Annotated in this window: 16 protein-coding genes; 8 read left to right on the top strand and 8 right to left on the bottom strand. The window is 66.3% G+C overall.

The genetic code is table 11. The annotated features are described in order from the left end of the window. Positions 1–201 precede the first annotated feature (201 nt). The 3 genes from fba to VMJ11_RS17135 form a co-directional block, all read right to left on the bottom strand. Positions 202–1,266: a class II fructose-bisphosphate aldolase gene (gene fba / locus VMJ11_RS17145; RefSeq protein WP_325620581.1), complete on the bottom strand. Its 1,065-nt coding sequence runs from the start codon at positions 1,264–1,266 to the stop codon at positions 202–204. A gap of 356 nt (positions 1,267–1,622) precedes the next feature. Next, entirely contained in the window at positions 1,623–3,059 is a 1,437-nt protein-coding gene (gene pyk / locus VMJ11_RS17140) for a pyruvate kinase (protein WP_325620580.1), read from the bottom strand. Positions 3,060–3,530: 471 nt separating this feature from the next. Then, positions 3,531–4,730, bottom strand: a complete 1,200-nt coding sequence (locus VMJ11_RS17135) for a phosphoglycerate kinase (protein WP_325620579.1) — start codon at positions 4,728–4,730, stop codon at positions 3,531–3,533. A 531-nt stretch (positions 4,731–5,261) separates the two neighbouring features. Here VMJ11_RS17135 and VMJ11_RS17130 point away from each other — a divergent pair. The 6 genes from VMJ11_RS17130 (at position 5,262) to VMJ11_RS17105 (ending at position 10,283) form a co-directional block, all read left to right on the top strand. Continuing rightward, complete coding sequence (locus VMJ11_RS17130) at positions 5,262–6,185, top strand: branched-chain amino acid transaminase (RefSeq protein WP_325620578.1); 924 nt, start codon at positions 5,262–5,264, stop codon at positions 6,183–6,185. A 64-nt stretch (positions 6,186–6,249) separates the two neighbouring features. Then, complete coding sequence (locus tag VMJ11_RS17125; RefSeq protein WP_325620577.1) at positions 6,250–6,444, top strand: zinc-finger domain-containing protein; 195 nt, start codon at positions 6,250–6,252, stop codon at positions 6,442–6,444. 333 nt (positions 6,445–6,777) lie between these two features. Beyond that, positions 6,778–7,803 carry a lipopolysaccharide heptosyltransferase II gene (waaF, locus tag VMJ11_RS17120; RefSeq protein ID WP_325620576.1) on the top strand — a complete coding sequence of 342 codons (1,026 nt, stop codon included), beginning with the start codon at positions 6,778–6,780 and terminating at the stop codon, positions 7,801–7,803. Between the two features lie 320 nt (positions 7,804–8,123). Further along, positions 8,124–8,570, top strand: coding sequence for a nuclear transport factor 2 family protein (locus tag VMJ11_RS17115; RefSeq protein ID WP_325620575.1), 447 nt, complete (start codon positions 8,124–8,126; stop codon positions 8,568–8,570). A gap of 23 nt (positions 8,571–8,593) precedes the next feature. After that, complete coding sequence (locus VMJ11_RS17110; RefSeq protein WP_325620574.1) at positions 8,594–9,643, top strand: YheT family hydrolase; 1,050 nt, start codon at positions 8,594–8,596, stop codon at positions 9,641–9,643. Beyond that, positions 9,636–10,283, top strand: a complete 648-nt coding sequence (locus VMJ11_RS17105) for a DUF2946 family protein (protein ID WP_325620573.1) — start codon at positions 9,636–9,638, stop codon at positions 10,281–10,283. Before VMJ11_RS17110 ends, VMJ11_RS17105 begins: the two co-directional genes overlap by 8 nt. 28 nt (positions 10,284–10,311) lie before the next feature. Here the strand turns inward: VMJ11_RS17105 and VMJ11_RS17100 are convergent, their stop codons facing one another. After that, entirely contained in the window at positions 10,312–12,234 is a 1,923-nt protein-coding gene (locus VMJ11_RS17100) for a M48 family metalloprotease (protein ID WP_325620572.1), read from the bottom strand. Positions 12,235–12,441: 207 nt separating this feature from the next. Between VMJ11_RS17100 and moaC the strand changes: the two genes are divergently transcribed. Both moaC and VMJ11_RS17090 read left to right on the top strand, forming a co-directional pair. Next, positions 12,442–12,921 carry a cyclic pyranopterin monophosphate synthase MoaC gene (gene moaC / locus VMJ11_RS17095; protein WP_325620571.1) on the top strand — a complete coding sequence of 160 codons (480 nt, stop codon included), beginning with the start codon at positions 12,442–12,444 and terminating at the stop codon, positions 12,919–12,921. Between the two features lie 47 nt (positions 12,922–12,968). Continuing rightward, positions 12,969–13,319 (top strand): nucleotide pyrophosphohydrolase, encoded by a 351-nt coding sequence (locus VMJ11_RS17090; RefSeq protein ID WP_325620570.1) that lies wholly within the window; start codon positions 12,969–12,971, stop codon positions 13,317–13,319. Positions 13,320–13,459: 140 nt separating this feature from the next. Here VMJ11_RS17090 and VMJ11_RS17085 read toward each other — a convergent pair whose 3' ends face one another. The 4 genes from VMJ11_RS17085 to sucD all read right to left on the bottom strand — a co-directional run. After that, positions 13,460–15,310, bottom strand: a complete 1,851-nt coding sequence (locus tag VMJ11_RS17085; RefSeq protein WP_325620569.1) for a PglL family O-oligosaccharyltransferase — start codon at positions 15,308–15,310, stop codon at positions 13,460–13,462. A 202-nt stretch (positions 15,311–15,512) separates the two neighbouring features. Beyond that, entirely contained in the window at positions 15,513–16,052 is a 540-nt protein-coding gene (locus VMJ11_RS17080; RefSeq protein ID WP_325620599.1) for a pilin, read from the bottom strand. Between the two features lie 246 nt (positions 16,053–16,298). Further along, complete coding sequence (locus tag VMJ11_RS17075; protein WP_325620568.1) at positions 16,299–17,021, bottom strand: TerC family protein; 723 nt, start codon at positions 17,019–17,021, stop codon at positions 16,299–16,301. Positions 17,022–17,214: 193 nt separating this feature from the next. Then, a partial coding sequence (gene sucD / locus VMJ11_RS17070; protein WP_325620567.1) for a succinate--CoA ligase subunit alpha occupies positions 17,215–17,826 on the bottom strand: 612 nt, incomplete at its 5' end.

The raw sequence follows: 17,826 nt of genomic DNA, 5'->3' as shown, positions 1-17,826 counted from the left end.
AAAACGCGGCATCAACCCGCGACAGGAAACCGGAATCCTGAAGGTATTGCGAGGGTAAACCAAAAACTAGTCAAACATCCCGGAAAAGCCCAACGCCGTTCCCCCAAAACAGGCGGAAACGGCGATGTTTTTTACTGCTTCAAGCGAGGCCGGCAAAGCACGCCGCGAATTCGCGCGGCGCGCCTCGCACTTGAGGCCTGCTTAGCGAACGATCTGCGCGAGTTCGCCCGACTTGTACTTCTCGGCGATCTTGTCGAGCGAGACCGGCTTGATCTTGCCAGCCTGGCCTTCGCAGCCGAACGCAAGGTAACGGTCCACGCAAACCTTCTTCGCGGCTTCACGAGCCGGCTTCAGATAGTCGCGCGGGTCGAACTTCGACGGGTTTTCGTACATATAGCGACGGATCGCGCCCGTGATGGCCAGACGCAGATCGGTGTCGATATTGATCTTGCGCACGCCGTGACGGATGCCTTCCTGGATCTCTTCCACCGGCACGCCGTACGTTTCCTTCATGTCGCCGCCGAACTCGCGGATTTCCGCGAGCAGTTCCTGCGGCACCGACGACGAACCGTGCATCACGAGGTGCGTGTTCGGAATGCGCGCGTGGATTTCCTTGATGCGCTGGATCGACAGGATGTCGCCCGTGGGCTTCTTGGAGAACTTGTACGCGCCGTGCGAGGTGCCGATGGCGATGGCCAGCGCGTCGCACTGGGTGAGCTTCACGAAGTCGGCGGCCTGCTCCGGATCGGTCAGGAGCTGCTCGCGCGTCATGGTGCCTTCGGCGCCGTGACCGTCTTCCTTGTCGCCCTTCATCGTCTCGAGCGAACCGAGCACGCCCAGTTCCGCTTCGACCGTCACGCCGATCGAGTGCGCCATGTCGACGACCTTGCGCGACACTTCCACGTTGTACTCATATGATGCGACCGTCTTGCCGTCGGCTTCGAGCGAGCCGTCCATCATCACGCTGGTGAAACCGCTGCGGATCGCCGCCATGCAGACCGCCGGCGACTGGCCGTGGTCCTGGTGCATCACGACCGGAATATGCGGATACGATTCGACCGCCGCTTCGATCAGGTGGCGCAGGAAGGGCTCGCCCGCATATTTGCGCGCGCCCGCCGACGCCTGCATGATGACCGGCGCACCGACCTGGTCAGCCGCGGCCATGATGGCCTGGACCTGCTCCAGGTTGTTCACGTTGAACGCCGGCAGGCCATAGCCGTGTTCAGCCGCGTGGTCGAGCAGTTGACGCATTGAAACGAGAGGCATTGTTGCTACTCCTTTGATTTGAAACGAATTGCTTCGTGCCGCCAGCTGTCTTGCGCAGCCGGTCGAGGCGGCCTGGCAGCCGCCGCCCGCGTGACTGGCCGCGGGCTCAATTCCTGGATTTTATCGCGAAGCGGGTCCTCTTCCGGCTCTGGACACGTAACTGGCATGAAAATGGCCTGTCGGAGCGTCAGAAACGGCGAGAACCTGCAAAAGAGATTGACAGACCGGGCATGGCCTCTCCCACACCCGGTCCGCATTTGCAGCGAAAACACGCCCAACTGACACCTATCTGGTGCCGATCAGATACCAATCTGATACCACCATCCGGCGCCGGGAAACATCGGGCGCCGGCACGTTTACAGCACGTCGCCCACGCGCACGATCTTCAGCGTGTTCGTGCCGCCCGGCTGGCCCATCGGCTCGCCCACGGTCAGCACGATCATGTCGCCGTGCGCCGCATAGCCCTTGCTCACCACGACTTCCACGGCCTGCTGCAGCGCCGTGTCGCGGTCGCTGCTGGTATCGAGATGCAGCGGGGTGACATTGCGGTAGAGCGACATCGCGCGCTCGCTGCCCTCGCGCGGCGTGAGCGCGAAGATCGGCACGTGGGTCCAGTGGCGCGACATCCAGAGCGCGGTCGAGCCTGACTCGGTGAGCGCCACGATCGCCTTCGCGCCGAGGTGGTAGGCCGTGAAGAGCGCGCCCATCGCGATCGACTGGTCGATGCGCGTGAAGGTCCGGTCGAGGAAGTCCTTGTCCAGCTCCGACTGCTCCGACTTCTCCGCTTCGAGACAGATCGCGGCCATCGCTTCGATGGTCTGCACCGGGTACTTGCCCGCCGCCGATTCGGCCGAGAGCATCACCGCGTCGGTGCCGTCGAGCACCGCGTTGGCGACGTCCGAGACTTCGGCGCGCGTGGGCACCGGCGCGTGGATCATCGACTCCATCATCTGCGTGGCGGTGATGACGAGCTTGTTCGAATCGCGCGCCATGCGGATCATGCGCTTTTGCAGCGCGGGCACGGCCGCGTTGCCCACTTCCACGGCGAGGTCGCCGCGGGCGACCATGATGCCGTCCGACGAATCGAGAATCTCCTGCAGCGCCGGAATGGCCTCGGCGCGCTCGATCTTCGCGATCATCTTCGGCTTGATGCCGTAGGGCGCGCCCGCGATGTTGGCGAGCTGGCGCGCCATTTCCATGTCGGTGGCGTTCTTCGGGAACGACACGGCGACGAAGTCCGCGCCGAGCGACATGGCCGTGCGGATGTCCTCCATGTCCTTCGCCGTGAGCGCGGGCGCGGTGAGGCCGCCGCCCTGGCGGTTGATGCCCTTGTTGTTCGACAGGTCGCCGCCTACGCGCACGATCGTGTGGATCTCGCTGCCGATCACGCGCGCGACGTCGAGCACGAGCAGGCCGTCGTTGAGCAGCAGCACGTCGCCCGGCTTCAGGTCGCGCGGCAGGTCCTTGTAGTCGAGACCGACGCGCTCGTCATTGCCGAGTTCGCATTCGGCGTCGAGGATGAACGGCCGGCCGACTTCGAGCGTCGTCTTGCCGTTCTCGAATTTGCCGACGCGGATCTTCGGGCCTTGCAGGTCGGCCATGATCGCAACTTCGCGACCGGCGTGACGGGCGCACTCCCGCACGGTTTCGGCGCGCTGACGGTGGTCGTCGGCGGTACCGTGCGAGAAGTTGAGGCGCACCACGTCCAGTCCCGCGCGGATCATTTGCTGCAGGACGTCCGGCGAGCTGGAAGCCGGGCCGATGGTGGCGACAATCTTGGTGGCGCGATGCATGAGTCTCCTCGTCTGGAAAGAATCGCTGGGAAAACCGTTGCTGCGAGAAGTGCTGGCCGGTCGACCCGCGGATGCGGACTCGCCGGAACGCGCACCGGATAGACCCGGCGTCGCTTTCTTGGAGGGCGCCGCGCCGCTCATCTGAGCCGGCGGGGCGTTTCTTGTGCTTGATTGTCGGTTACCTGCTTCGGGCGTGGCTGTGCGCCCGCTGGCATTCAGTGCGGCAGCCGGTTCACCACCCGGCTGTTCTGCCGCTTGTTCTGCCGCTTGTTCTGCCGCTTGTTCTGCCGCTTGTTCTGCAACGGCTGCGGGCGTCGAGGCCGCCCTTGCCGTGCCTGCGAGGGGCGCTGCGCGCCCCTTCTTCTGTTTTGCTGCGGCCCCGGCTGCGCTGCGCGACTTCTGTGCGCCAGCACGAGGAAGTTTGCTCATGGCCGTCTTCGCCAACTTCGCGGCCGGGGCGCGCGGCGCCACTTAGCCCGCCGCCCGCGTTTCGAGCACCTCGACGGCCGGAAGCTTCTTGCCTTCGAGGAACTCGAGGAAGGCGCCGCCGCCGGTCGAGATGTAGCTGACCTTGTCGGAGATGTCGTACTTCGCGATGGCCGCGAGCGTGTCGCCGCCGCCCGCGATCGAGAACGCGCCCGAGCTGGCGATGGCGTTCGCGAGCGTCTTCGTGCCGTTGCCGAACTGGTCGAACTCGAACACGCCGACCGGGCCGTTCCACACGATCGTGCCGGCCTGCGCGAGCTGCGCGGCGAGCGCGTTGGCCGTGACCGGGCCGATGTCGAGGATCATCTCGTCGTCAGCCACGTCGGCCACGTTCTTCGTCTCGGCTTTGGCCGTCGGCGAGAACTCCTTCGCGGTCACGACGTCGGTCGGGATCGGCACCGAGGCGCCGCGCGCGCGCGCCGCTTCGATGATGGCCTTTGCTTCGTCCACGAGATCGGCTTCGGCGAGCGACTTGCCGATCTTCAGGCCGGCCGCGAGCATGAACGTGTTGGCGATGCCCCCGCCCACGATCAACTGGTCGACCTTCTCGGCCAGCGACTTGAGGATGGTGAGCTTGGTCGAGACCTTCGAGCCGGCCACGATCGCCACCAGCGGCCGCTTCGGTGCGCCGAGCGCCTTGCCGAGCGCGTCGAGTTCGGCCGCGAGCAGCGGACCCGCGCAGGCGATGCTCGCGTACTTCGCGATGCCGTAGGTGGTGGCTTCGGCGCGGTGCGCGGTGCCGAACGCGTCGTTCACGTAGATATCGCAGAGCTTCGCCATTTTCTGCGAGAGTTCGTCCGAATTCTTCTTCTCGCCCTTGTTGACGCGGCAGTTCTCGAGCAGGACCACGTTGCCCGGCTCGACGTTCACGCCGTTCTCGACCCAGTTCGCGACGAGCGGCACGTCGCGGCCGAGTAGTTCGGCGAGGCGCTTCGCGACCGGCGCGAGCGAATCTTCGGGCTTGAACTCGCCTTCGGTCGGCCGGCCCAGGTGCGAGGTGACCATGACGGCCGCGCCGGCGTCGAGTGCGGCCTTGATGGCCGGCACGGAGGCGCGCACGCGGGTGTCTTCGGTGATGTTGCCGTGGTCGTCCTGCGGCACGTTCAGGTCGGCGCGGATGAATACGCGCTTGCCCTTGAGCTTGCCTTCGGAGATCAGATCGGAGAGACGCAGAACCTTGTTCATGGGCATGTCATCTTGATGGTGGGAAGGCGGTGACAAGCCGATGCGGGCGCCGCGAGCCATGATGGGTACGCGAGGCGTGTGCGGCAGAACGTGCTCGACGGCACGGCGCGGGATCCGGTTTGACGCTGCCCCGGGTCGCGGCTCCATGTCGCTGCTCGTCGCTGGCACGAGCCGGCATCGATTTGCGAGATCGGTATTTTAGCCGATAGCCAGGTCGATCTGAGACGTGCTCAAGCGAATCTCCCGTATTTGGGAGGGCGCTGCATCTCGCGGAGGCGTTCGCGCGAATTGCTGCGACGCAGCATCGAGAAAACCGCCCACATACTTCGGACCAATACGGCCTGCAATACCGCTGTGCGAGCGGCAAATCGACCCCAGAATCGGCCGAAAACCCCGCCGTGCGCGCCCGCGAGCGCGCTGGGACGCGTCAAATGACGCTAAAATAATCCCCTTTGCCTGCCGCCGGCCACGCGGCTTGCGGCAAACCCCGCTTCATAGCCCGCTATTTACCGCACTTGTCTGGAGAATCGTATGTCAATGGCCGACCGCGACGGCAAGATCTGGATGGACGGCAAGCTGATTGATTGGCGCGACGCCAACATTCACGTGCTGACCCACACGCTGCACTACGGCATGGGTGTCTTCGAAGGCGTGCGCGCCTACCAGACCGCCGACGGCAGCACCGCCATCTTCCGTCTCGCCGAGCATACGAAGCGCCTGCTCAACTCGGCCAAGATCTTCCAGATGGACGTACCGTACGACGCGAAAACGCTCGCCGAAGCCCAGCGCGAAGTCGTGCGCGCGAACAAGCTCGAGTCGTGCTACATCCGCCCGATCATCTGGGTCGGCTCGGAAAAGCTCGGCGTTTCGGCCAAGGGCAACACCATTCACGTCGCCATCGCGGCCTGGCCGTGGGGCGCCTACCTCGGCGAGGACGGGCTCGCCAAGGGTATTCGCGTGAAGACCTCGTCGTTCACGCGCCATCACGTGAACGTCTCGATGGTGCGCGCGAAGGCCTCGGGCTGGTACGTGAACTCGATCCTCGCCAACCAGGAAGCCACCGCCGACGGCTACGACGAAGCGCTGCTGCTCGACGTGGACGGCTATGTTTCGGAAGGCTCGGGCGAGAACTTCTTCCTCGTCAACAATGGCAAGCTGTACACGCCGGACCTCGCGTCGTGCCTCGACGGCATCACGCGCGACACGGTCATCACGCTCGCGCGCGACATGGGCATTCCCGTGATCGAAAAGCGCATCACGCGCGACGAGGTGTACACCTGCGACGAAGCGTTCTTCACGGGCACCGCCGCAGAAGTCACGCCGATCCGCGAGCTCGACAACCGCACCATCGGCAGCGGTTCGCGCGGCCCGGTCACGGAGAAGCTGCAATCGGCCTTCTTCGACGTGGTCTCTGGCAAGAGCGAAAAGTACGCACACTGGCTCGCGAAGGTCTAAAAGAGGCCCAAACGAGGCCTCATCGCCCCCGCCGGCCCCCACAGCTACACAGAGAATCGTCCTCATGAGCGAAATCAAGGAAATGCCGCTGGTCGAGCTTTCGGCCAAGGATCTGCCCGCCTACTGCCCGAATCCGTCGATGCCGCGCTGGAGCAACCATCCGCGCGTGTTTCTCGACGTGACGCACGGCGAGGCGCGCTGCCCGTACTGCAGCACGCGTTACAAGCTGCGCGAGGGCGAGGTCGTGCACGGCCACTGATGCGAGGCTCGAGGCTCGAGCCTCGGGTTCGCTTCTGCGGCCGGCTCTGCGCGGGCTTTTCGCGTGGCGGCATGGCCGCCCGGACGAAAACGCCTCGCTTGCCCGGGATTCCCTGTGCTTCACTGCCCGCGGCGTGCCGCCATGAACAAGGCGGCACGCCGCGGGCTTTGCGCACATCGCCACGAAGCATCACGCCGCGCCTTGCGCTTTCGTCCGCCGGCAAGTTGGCAGGACGGCATGCTGAGCGCTTCATTGACATAACTGAGTTTCGCGCGCCGCCCCAAGACCGGGAGCCGCACGCGCAACCTTACCCACTCCGGACCCTGACTCCCGATGCGCCGCGCGCTGGTAATCGCACCGAACTGGATCGGTGACGCACTGATGGCGCAGCCGCTTTTTTCGCGGCTCGTGAAATTGCACCCGCGCATCCAGATCGATGCGCTCGCGCCGACCTGGGTTGCGCCCGTGCTCGAGCGCATGCCCGAGATCCGCGACGTCTACGCCACCGACCTCGCCCACGGCAAGCTGCAACTGCTGCGCCGCTGGCAACTGGCCGCCGACCTGCGCGCCGAGCGCTACGACGCGGCCTACGTGCTGCCGAACTCGCTGAAGTCCGCACTGATCCCGTGGCTCGCCAACGTGCCGCTGCGCATCGGCTACACGGGCGAGAGCCGCTACGGCTTGCTGAACGTGCGCCACGCGAATCCGCCCAAAGACGAGCGAGCGCCCATGGTCGGCCACTACGCCGCGCTCGCCTACGCGCCCGGCGCGAACGTGCCCGACGATCTGCCGATGCCGCGTCTGGAGTCGGATCCGAACGAAGCCTCGCGGGTCTCGGCGCGCTTCAATCTCGATACGCGCGTGCCGCTCCTGGTGTTCTGCCCCGGCGCCGAGTACGGCCCCGCCAAGCGCTGGCCGCCCGAACACTTCGCGGCGCTCGCGAAGATGGTGGGCCAGTCGTTCCCGTACACGCAGATCGTCGCCCTCGGCTCGCCCAAGGACGCCCCGCTCGCCCAGGCCATCGCCGATCGCGCCTCGAATGTGCGCAACCTGTGCGGCCAGACCGCACTCGGCGAGGCGTGCGCGCTGATCTCGCGCGCGAACGCCGTGGTGACCAACGATTCGGGCCTGATGCACGTGGCCGCCGCACTGCGCCGGCCGCTCGTCGCGCTCTACGGATCGACGGATCCGCGCCACACCCCGCCATTGTCCGAGCTTGCAAAGGTACAATGGCTGCATCTCGAATGTAGTCCCTGCTTTGCGCGTGAGTGTCCGCTCGGGCATCTGAACTGCCTGCGCGAACTGAGCCCGGAGCAGGTTTTCGGCGATCTGCGCGGCATGCTGCTCGGCCAGCGCTAGCGCGTTTGCGCTGCCTGCCTCGCGAAAAAGACGCCACAGGCGAGCGCGGATGTGCGGCACACAACGGACGCGACGCACATTGCGCGCGCCCAATGAAGACAGCAGTGGCGCGGGCTCTAAACGCCGCATCGGAGCACGGCACAGGGCTGTCTCGCGTAGGCGCCATACTCGCGGCGGCTGCGACGTCCCGCTGCAGCGACGCCGCTCGCCATAGCGCTGCGCACGCCCGGCGAACGCACGAGGTGCCGCAACCGACGAATCGCCAACCCGCGCCAACGTGCAAGCCTAGTGCAACACTGAGCGCACCAGACCAACGAGCCATGCCACGTTTTGCCCACATCTTCGAAGCCGCCGCGGACACCCTCAACGCCTACTATCAGGCTGTCGCGGAAGTCAACATCGACAGCTTGATGGGACTGTGGATCGATGAAGAGTTCGTGAGCTGCATCACCGCGGAAGGCGCGCATCTGCATGGCCTGCCCAACATTCGCGCAGGCCTCGCCACACAGCTCGAAGCGGCACCGGTGTCGATCGAGCCGCTCGACATCCGTGTCTACGACAGCCTTGGCACCGTGGTCTACGCGATCGTGGAAGCGCATCGCCCGGTCGATCCCAATGCGGTGCCCGCCCTGGTTTTCACGACTTATGTGATGGTGCACGAGCGCGGCGAATGGCGCATCGCGCACATTCATGCGAGCCGCATGCCCGACGATGCGGCCACCCAGTTCTCCGCCAGATTGCGCCACGGCCAGGGCGCGCTGCACTGACGAACACGCGCGAGGGGGCAGTCATGAGCACGACCGACGACACCCATAGGCCCAGTGAAGCAGCCCGCGTCGCCGCCGCGCTCGATGCTCAGGCTGCCGCCCTCGACACGAGCTACCGCGCGCCGTTCTGGCTGCCCGGCGCGCACGTCCAGACCATCGTGCCGGCGATCTTCTCGCGCCTGCCCCTGCCCGCGTACCGGCGCGAGCGCTGGGACACGCCCGACGGCGACTTCATCGAAGTGGACTGGGTAGACGGCAAGGGTGCCGGCCCCACCGCACCGCTCTTCGTGCTGTTCCATGGCCTTGAGGGCGGCTCCGGCTCGCACTACGCCCGCTCGCTCGCAGCGGCCGCCCATGCGCGCGGCTGGCACGCGGTGATCCCGCACTTTCGCAGTTGCAGCGGGCCGCTCAACCTGCTGCCGCGCTTCTACCATCTCGCGGATTCCGCCGAAGTCGACTGGGTGCTCCGGCGCCTCGCCGCGCGCCACGCGGGGCCGCTGATCGTAGCGGGCGTCTCGCTCGGCGGCAACGTGCTGCTGCACTGGCTCGCGCAACGCCGCGAAGACGCCTCGATCGTCGCCGCCGCCGCCGCGATCTCCGCGCCGCTCGACGTGCATGCGGGCGGCGAGATGCTCGCGCAAGGCTTCGGCATGATCTACACGCGCAGCTTCCTGAGGACGCTGAAGGTCAAGGCGCTCCAGAAGCTCGAACAGTACCCCGGCCTCTTCGACGCCCAGATGGTGCTCGCGAGCCGCACGATGCACGAATTCGACGACGTCGTCACCGCGCCGCTGCACGGCTTTCGCAGCGCCGACGACTACTGGACCCAGGCGACGATCCGTCCGATGCTCGGCGAAATCGTCGTCCCCACACTTGTTCTGAACGCGCGCAACGATCCGTTCCTGCCTGACCACGCGCTGCCCGCACGCCACGAGGTCAGCGCTGCCGTCGAGCTTGATCAACCCGAGCATGGCGGCCACGTCGGCTTCATGACGGGACCGTTCCCCGGTCGCAGCGACTGGCTCTCGCAGCGCGTGTTCGCTTATTTTTCGCCCTTCGTTGCTCATGGATGAGATCGTCAAACAGGCGCTTGCGCGCTGGCCCAACGTCCCGCATTGCACGGGCTGGCTGATGCTCGACGCACGCGGCAACTGGCGCATGCGCGACGAGGCGGCGCAGGCGCAGAACGCGAGCGGCACGGCGATCCGCCACGAAGCGCTGCTCGGCTTCATCAACCGCAACTACGAGTGCGACGAGCACGGCCAGTGGTACTTCCAGAACGGGCCGCAGCGCGTCTATGTCGAGCTCGAATACACGCCGTGGATCGTGCGCCTCGCGAGCCGCCATGACGGCGCGCTGACGCTCACCGACCAGGCCGGCCAGCCGTTCGAGCCCGCGGCCGCCTGGCTCGACGAAGCGGGCAGCGTGGTGTTCGCCGATGCGAGCGCGCCGCCGCGCGCGGCGCTCTTGCACGACCACGATCTCGACCTGTTCTCGGAACACGCATCGATTGCCGACGACGCCCGCAGCGGCACGTTCCACTGGCGCGCCGACACGGCGCTGCCGCTGCAGCCGATCCGCCGCGCCGACGTGAGCACGCGCTTCGCCTTCGTTGCGAGCCCGGCGAGCGCAGGGCGGCAAGCGCAGGCCGCCGATCACACCGGCAACGCGAGCGGCACGCCGCCTTCGCGCGAAGCCCGACGGGACGCTTGAACGTAGACGAAGCAGACCGGCGCCTCGCTCAGCCGCCCAGATCCTTCTCGTCCTCGCGCTCTTCCTTGTAGCGCGCCTCGAAGTCATGCAGGCGCGCTTCGATCGTCGACAGATCGTAGTAGCTCACCGACTTCATGTCGCGCGCCTCCCTGAGCTGACGTATGGCCGAAGGCCATGCGCCGTCGAGTGCAAGCTTTTCCGCCATCGCGCGATGCTGCGTGAGCGCGTCGCCGAGCCCGGCGCTCGCCTGCGCCAGATACAGCCACCATGCGCCTTGTCGCGGTTCGGCCTCGGCCTCGTAGCGCGCGAGCGTCTGCGCCTCCTTGAAGCGGCGAGCCGCGATCAACGCCTGCAGCAGGGAATCGATGGCCGCGTGCGAAGCGGGCCACGCCTTGTGAGCCGCCTCACCGAGCCGCACGGCCTCGTCGGTGCGGCCCGCACGGCGAGCGATTTCCGCTGCGAGCACGTCGAGGCTCGGAGAACTGCGCGTCTTGCTGCCGTCGGCGGCCTCGAATTGCGCGAACGCCGCGCGTGAGTTCGCAAGCGATGCCTTCGCCTCGTCGTAGCGCTCGAGCAGCGTCTGCGCGAAGGCGATGCCGTACCAGTTCGCGGCGACGTTCAGCGCCGTATGGTCCTCGAGCTCCGAGCGCAGACGCGCGATTTCGTCGATGTATTCGCTCCTCGTGCGGTCCTGCAGCACGCGCACGCGCGCGCGCACGAAGCCGTACTCGGGCGCCTGGCGCGGCTGCCGGTAAGCGGCGCGGCGCGCGCGGTCCTGAATATCGGCAATGCGCTCGCCTGTGAGCGGATGCGTGCGCGCATAGGCCGGCACGCCCGCGTCGCCCATCGAGGCGCGCTCGAGCCGCTCGAAGAACGCCACCATGCCCCACGGGTCATAGCCCGCGCCTGCGAGCAACTGGAAGCCCACGCGATCGGCCTCGTGCTCGGCGGCCCGCGAAAAGCGCAACTGGCTGTCCACGGCATAGGCCTGACTGCCAAGCGCAATCGCACTGCCCAAGTCGCCGCTGTGCGCAAGCACGCCCGCGAGAATACCGAACAGCACGCCCGCCAGCGCGGCGTAACTGCTGCGCTCGTTCTGCGAGAGCATGCGCGCGATGTGCCGCTGCAAGACGTGCCCCATCTCGTGGCCGAGCACGGAGGCGAGTTCGGACTCCGTCTGCGTGGCGACGATGAGCCCCGTGTTCACGCCGATGAAGCCGCCCGGCAGCGAAAACGCGTTGATCTGGCCATCGCGCATCGCGAAAACGTCGAAGTCGGGCCGATAGCCGCCGAGGAACTGGGCGCTCGCCGACGCCGCCAGGCGCGCCGCGACGGAGTTGAGATAATCGAGTACGAGCCAGTCGCCGACGTAGTCGGGGTCGCGGCGAATCTCGCGCATCACGCGCTCGCCGATGCGGCGCTCGGCTTGCGGAGTGAGCGCGCCGCCCGAGCCGTCGCCGAGATCGGGCAGTTGCGGCACCCAGGCCGGGGCGCGCACACTGGCGTTGCCGCTTAAGCCGCTTGTACTGTTTGCACTGCTTGTATTGTTTGTGCCGCTTGTGCCGCTTGTGCCGCTTGTGCCGCTTGTGCCAGTTGTGCCTGACGGACCGGACAGGCGGCTCTGCGCGCCGCCATACGTGCCGAATACACCCTGGGCGATCGAAGCAGGGACGACGGGGTCTGCCTTATCGTCGAGCGGGCCGCTCACGAGCGCGGGGGCGCCGGGAGCAAGGCCCGACGGACTTGCAACGGCCGTTGGGGCTGGCGCAGTGCCCGGAGTCGTGGCCGAAGTCACGCCCGAACTCGCACCCGAAGCCGCGCCGAGGTTCAGCACGGCGGTCTGCGACGCCGCCACACCGCGCGCGTTCGCGTTCGACGCCTGCGCGTATGCCTGCGGCGAAGCCGCGAGCGACGCGCACAACCATGCAGCAAGCAGCCGTTTCAGACGCATTGATGACAGGATCAGGGTATGCAGGACGCTGGCGCGGCGGCGCTGTCATGTTGCGCTCCGCCGGCGCCGAGGGCCCATTGTAGCCCGGCGGCGCGCCCGCTCGGCCCGGATGCGGCCCCATGAGATGCGCGGACGGAACCACGGAGCACACGCCAGCCGCCGCATGCCGCGCTGTTAAGATAGGCACCCTTCACGAAAGAGCTCACCATGCCCGAACTCACGCATTTTGACGCTGCCGGCGACGCCCATATGGTCGATGTCGGCGGCAAAGCCGAGACCAAGCGCATCGCGCTCGCGCGCGGCACGATCCGCATGCTGCCGCAGACCTTTGCGCTGATTCGCGACGGCCACGCGAAAAAAGGCGACGTGATCGGCGTCGCGCGCATCGCCGCGATCCAGGGCGCAAAACGCACATCGGATCTGATTCCGCTGTGCCACCCGCTCGCGATCACTCGCGTCAAGGTGGACTTCGCGCTCGATGAAGCGCTGCCGGGCGTGCACTGCACGGCGCAAGTGGAGACGCTCGGCCGCACGGGCGTGGAGATGGAAGCGCTGACCGCCGTGCAGGTAGGCCTGCTGACGGTGTACGACATGTGCAAGGCCGTGGATCGCGGCATGACGATCACCGATGTGCGCGTGCTGGAGAAGCACGGCGGGAAGTCGGGGGATTGGGTCGCGCAAGGTTGAGGTCAGACGCTTGCGGCTCCCCGCTAATTCACGATCAGGGTACGCCCATGACAATCGATGAACTGCTCGAGCAGGTGCTGGACTTCCGTGACGCCCGCGACTGGAAGCAATTTCATACGTTGCGCAATCTGATCGTCTCCACCAGCATCGAGGCCGGCGAGCTACTTGAGACGGTCCAGTGGAAAAGTGATACCGAGATCGATGCCCTGCTCCTCGATCCCGCGCAGGTCAGGAACCTCAAGCACGAGTGCGCGGACGTGCTCATCTACCTGATGCTGGTCGCCCATACCGCGGGGTTCGATCTCCTCGATGCGGCAGCAGAAAAGCTCAAGCTGAACGCACAGCGCTACCCCGTGGAGAAGGCAAAAGGGAGCGCAGCGAAGTATTCCGAACTGTGACGGCCGCAAGCGCTCGCGGCGAGCTTGCCGGGAGGCTGGCCGCAAACATCGGCCTCCTCCCCTGATATCCGGCGCAGGAGCGCCGGCGAGTCGCGGACTCACCGGCGGCCCACCAGCGGATCACGCGCGAGCCAGATGCCTCAGTCGTCCGAATCGTCCTCGTCGTCTTCTTCACTGGACTTCGGCGCAACCCCATACTTCTTCACCAGTTGCGCCTTGAAGTCCGCCAGGGTGGGCTGCGCGTCGAGCAGGCCATAGAGCGAGGCGAGCTGGGTCGGCCAGTCATGCAGCTCCGTGGCGAAAATGCGCAGACGCTCAATCGTATCGAACGCGCCCGCCGTATCGCCATCGAGCGCCTGCAATACCGCATAACGACGCAACACTGTTTCGCCCGGCAGCAGCGCGATGCCGCGCTGATGCGCGTAGAGCTTGCTGGGAAGGCTCGCGGCATTCATCGGCAACAGCGTGGCCATGCCGTAATCGCCCCAGGCACCGAAAAGGCGCGAAGGATCGTCGGCATATTCGCGCGCCGGATGCGCGCCGTAGTACAGCACCTCGGCGCGGTTGTAGTCGCGCAGCACCGGGTACAGCGACGCAATGCCGCCCAACACGATCACCGCATACACGCCAAGCGACACGCGCGGCGGCACGGCACGCAGTGGCTTCGTCTCCAGCAGACCGAACACGAACATCGCAGGCAGCAGGAAGAACATATACTGCTGCGGATATTCGACGAGCGCATGCATGACGAGCACGCCGATCAGCATGAAGCCGAACACGCGCTCGGCGGTGTGCGGCGCGCGCAGCGCACGGACGAACCACGCGAGCAGTCCGAGCACGACGATCGCAAAGCCGATCAAGCCGGTCTTGGCGAGCACGTCGAGGAAGATGTCGTGCGCGTTGTTGGCGATCTCGACGCCGCCGAGCGAGCGCACCAGCTCGAACTGATGGATCGGGAAATCGCCCCAGCCGACACCGAGCACTGGATGCGACTTGAACATCGTCCAGCCGTAGCGCCACAGCGCGATGCGCGGCGCGATCTGGCTGGCGTCCTTGAAACGGTCCGCTGCCGACTGATCGAGCTGGAGGTTGTAGCGAACATTGGCCCAGCGCACGAACGCATTCATCGCGAAAAAGAGTGCCACGAGCGCGACCGGAATGATCCAGGCACGCAGGCCGCCCGCTTGCCGACCCGAACGCGCCGCCGACGCGATGCCTCGACCGGCCGCACCACTCGCGCCGTGCCCTTCGTCCGCTTCACTACGGCAGCCCGTGAGCGCGATCCACAGGCCCGCGACGAAGATCACGCCCATCTGCAGCCACGGCCCGCGCGACACGGTAAGCGCAAGGCCACCCGCGTAGACCGCAGTCAGCACGACCCACAGCAGGACGTTCAACCGCCGCGTCTGCACGAGATACATCGCGCCCGCCATGGCGAACGCGATATAGGTGGCGAGATGATTGGCCTGCGCCATGTTGCCGAATGGCCGGCGATCGACGGCGACGTTGTACGCGACAACGAGCGGCGTGACTTTCGTCTCCAGGTGAAGAAGCTGCACCACCTGGCTGAACACGGCGAAGAGACCGCCGACTTGCAGCGCGAACGCCCCCCACACGAGCGCGGCCCGCATGAGACGCGCGCGCTTGATGCCGAAGCCCGCGTGCGTCGCCATGAAAGCGGCGAGCAGGTAGCCCGCGCCGAGCCAGTTCATCGAGGGCTCGGCGAGCGGCAGCGCGAACGTCTGCACGACGAGCACGAGGCCAAAGGCGAGCGGCACCAGCGCGACGGTGGGCGACGCAAAGCCCTCGCCCGTGCGTGCGGGACGCACGAGCAGCAGCACGGAGGCGCCGAGCAGCAGATAAAGCGTCAGTGCTACGAATTCCGAGTAGAACGTAGGAATCGGATAGGTGTGGTTGACGACGGCATAAGGCAGCGTCAGCGCAAGGGCCAGCAAGACGAACGTAAGGTAACGTGCAAAATTGGAAGGCATGAGTTAGGCGGGGGCGTCAGCAACCGGCGCACTATACAAAACTTTTCCACCACTGTGCGAACGATGGCCGCTTGAGCCGGCCCGAACCGAGGCGAACCGGGCCAGCACGGCACCATGCCACGGTGCGATTGCACGCCCGCGCCAACGGCGAGCCCGCTGCGCGAGCGGGCGCACAGGCGCTCACCGTTGCTCTCACACCAACCTACGCGCGGCACTCGGGCGGCGCGAGATTCGCCGCCAGCGTCGCTGCCTCCACCGGCGCCGGCCCCGCACCGGGCGCGCCGAGCGAAGAACCCGTCTTGCCGGATGCGAAGCACTCCCACGTGAGCGTGCCGCCCTGCATGCTGCCCTGTGCGAGCGCGACGCGCGCGGTGGGCGCATCGGCGTTGTCCGGCACCGAGGGCACGAGCACGATCGTGTTGCTGCCCTCGGGTGCCACGCGCGTGGTGAAGGCGACCGTGATCTGCCCGGTCGTGTCGTCGATATGCACCGAGTCGACGTTGCGCGTGGCCGGCGGCACGGTGTAGCCCGAGCCGAGCGCGTTGCCGCTCGCGGCGTTCTCGGCCACCGCGAGCCGTGCCGAAGCCGCGAGCGAAAGGCCCTCGCCCACGCGGCTGCGGGCGAGGTAGTCCTGGTACGCAGGAATCGCATAAGCGGCAATCACGCCGACGATTGCGAGCACGATCATCAGTTCGATCAGTGTGAAGCCCCGCGAAGTCCATCTGCAGGCGAAGCCCGCCATTCGTGCAAAACGCGTGAAGCGCGGTGCGCGCACGCTCAAGGCATTCCAGCCGTCGCACACCGGCAGGCTCAAAGGATTCAACGCACTCGAAGGACTCAAACCAGATATGGATACGATCATCGTCAGGGCTCCTGAAACAAGAAACGCCTGCTCACACGCGTGAACAGGCGTCTTGATCGTATCGGCGGCGCGAGGCGCGCGGCAGTCGGCCGAATGGGTCAGGCACAACGGCGGCGCATGCGCCGCTCAATGCGATTGCGGCCCCTGCGCCTGCGCGCGCCGCGCATTGCGGCGCCTGAGCAAATGGCCGAGCACGACGACGAACAGCGCCCCCGCCACGCACATGCCGTACTCGGCCACGGGCGTGTCGAGCAGCGGCCAGCGGTCGCCCGCGGGGTCATTGACGATGAGCCCGCCCGCAATCCAGCCAAGCAGCGCCGCGCCGAACGTCACGATCAGCGGATAGCGATCGAGCAGCTTCAGCACGAGCTGGCTGCCCCACACGATGATCGGAATGCTCACCATCAGCCCGAAGATCACGAGCGCGATCCGATGCTGCGGATCGGCGGATTCGGCCGCACCCGCAATCGCGACCACGTTGTCGAGGCTCATCACCGCATCGGCGACGACGATCGTCTTGATCGCGCCGATCAGCTTGTCGGCGGGCTTCACGTTGGCGTGCTCGAGATGCGAGGGCGCGAGGAGCCGCACGCCGATCCACAGCAGCAGCAGGCCGCCCGTGAACTTCAGCAGCGGCACGTTGAGCAGCACCACGGCGAACGCTATCAGCACCACGCGCAGCGCGATCGCGCCGGCCGTGCCCCAGAGGATGCCACGCAGGCGCTGCTGCGCGGGCAGGTCGCGACAAGCGAGCGCGATCACCACGGCGTTGTCGCCGCCGAGCAGGATGTCGATGGCGATGATCTGGAGGACGGCGCCCCAATGGAGCGATGCGAAAAACTCGAGCATGTAGGCGAGAACGTAAAAGGGTGAGCGCGAGCGCGCAACTCCCACGAAGTCGCAGCCAATAAAAAAGCGAGGCGGCCATGACTGGCTTCCTCGCTTTTTGTACGGAAACCTCGTGAAAGGATTCCGCAAGAATATCAAAAAACGCCACCCACCCGCGCGTGCGCGACGCGCGAGCGGCAGCGAATTCCGAAATTTACAGCACCGACTTCAGCAGACGGCCCATTTCCGACGGATTGCGCGTCACCTTGATGCCGCAGCCGTCCATGATTTCCAGCTTCGCGTCGGCGGTGTCCGCACCGCCCGAGATCAGCGCGCCGGCGTGGCCCATGCGCTTGCCCGGAGGCGCCGTGACGCCCGCGATGAAGCCAACCACCGGCTTCTTCATGTTGTCCTTGATCCAGTAAGCGGCGTTCGCTTCGTCCGGACCGCCGATCTCGCCGATCATGATCACGGCGTCCGTATCCGGATCGTCGTTGAACATCTTCATGACGTCGATGTGCTTCAGACCGTTGATCGGGTCGCCGCCGATACCGACTGCCGACGACTGGCCGAGGCCGAGCGCGGTCAGCTGAGCAACGGCTTCATACGTCAGCGTGCCCGAACGCGACACGACGCCGATGCGGCCCTTGCGGTGGATGTGACCCGGCATGATGCCGATCTTCAGCTCGTCCGGCGTGATCGTGCCGGGGCAGTTCGGGCCGAGGAGCAGCGTCTTGCGGCCTTCGCGGCGCATACGGTCCTTGACTTCGATCATGTCGCGCACGGGAATGCCTTCCGTGATGCAGATCGCGAGATCGAGGTCGGC

The organism is Paraburkholderia sp. (genome assembly GCF_035501035.1).
Classification (GTDB): domain Bacteria; phylum Pseudomonadota; class Gammaproteobacteria; order Burkholderiales; family Burkholderiaceae; genus Paraburkholderia.
The sequence above is the reverse complement of the archived record's forward strand: the minus strand, read 5'-3'. Positions and strand labels throughout refer to the sequence as shown.

Coding starts and splice junctions, on each gene's coding strand:
- waaF (WP_325620576.1), top strand. CDS start 6,778: ATGCGCCGCGCGCTGGTAATCGCACCGAACTGGATCGGTGACGCACTG.
- VMJ11_RS17085 (WP_325620569.1), bottom strand. CDS start 15,310: ATGCCTTCCAATTTTGCACGTTACCTTACGTTCGTCTTGCTGGCCCTT.
- VMJ11_RS17100 (WP_325620572.1), bottom strand. CDS start 12,234: ATGCGTCTGAAACGGCTGCTTGCTGCATGGTTGTGCGCGTCGCTCGCG.
- VMJ11_RS17130 (WP_325620578.1), top strand. CDS start 5,262: ATGTCAATGGCCGACCGCGACGGCAAGATCTGGATGGACGGCAAGCTG.
- VMJ11_RS17075 (WP_325620568.1), bottom strand. CDS start 17,021: ATGCTCGAGTTTTTCGCATCGCTCCATTGGGGCGCCGTCCTCCAGATC.
- VMJ11_RS17125 (WP_325620577.1), top strand. CDS start 6,250: ATGAGCGAAATCAAGGAAATGCCGCTGGTCGAGCTTTCGGCCAAGGAT.
- VMJ11_RS17115 (WP_325620575.1), top strand. CDS start 8,124: ATGCCACGTTTTGCCCACATCTTCGAAGCCGCCGCGGACACCCTCAAC.
- VMJ11_RS17135 (WP_325620579.1), bottom strand. CDS start 4,730: ATGAACAAGGTTCTGCGTCTCTCCGATCTGATCTCCGAAGGCAAGCTC.
- VMJ11_RS17090 (WP_325620570.1), top strand. CDS start 12,969: ATGACAATCGATGAACTGCTCGAGCAGGTGCTGGACTTCCGTGACGCC.
- pyk (WP_325620580.1), bottom strand. CDS start 3,059: ATGCATCGCGCCACCAAGATTGTCGCCACCATCGGCCCGGCTTCCAGC.
- VMJ11_RS17105 (WP_325620573.1), top strand. CDS start 9,636: ATGGATGAGATCGTCAAACAGGCGCTTGCGCGCTGGCCCAACGTCCCG.
- moaC (WP_325620571.1), top strand. CDS start 12,442: ATGCCCGAACTCACGCATTTTGACGCTGCCGGCGACGCCCATATGGTC.
- VMJ11_RS17080 (WP_325620599.1), bottom strand. CDS start 16,052: ATGGCGGGCTTCGCCTGCAGATGGACTTCGCGGGGCTTCACACTGATC.
- fba (WP_325620581.1), bottom strand. CDS start 1,266: ATGCCTCTCGTTTCAATGCGTCAACTGCTCGACCACGCGGCTGAACAC.
- VMJ11_RS17110 (WP_325620574.1), top strand. CDS start 8,594: ATGAGCACGACCGACGACACCCATAGGCCCAGTGAAGCAGCCCGCGTC.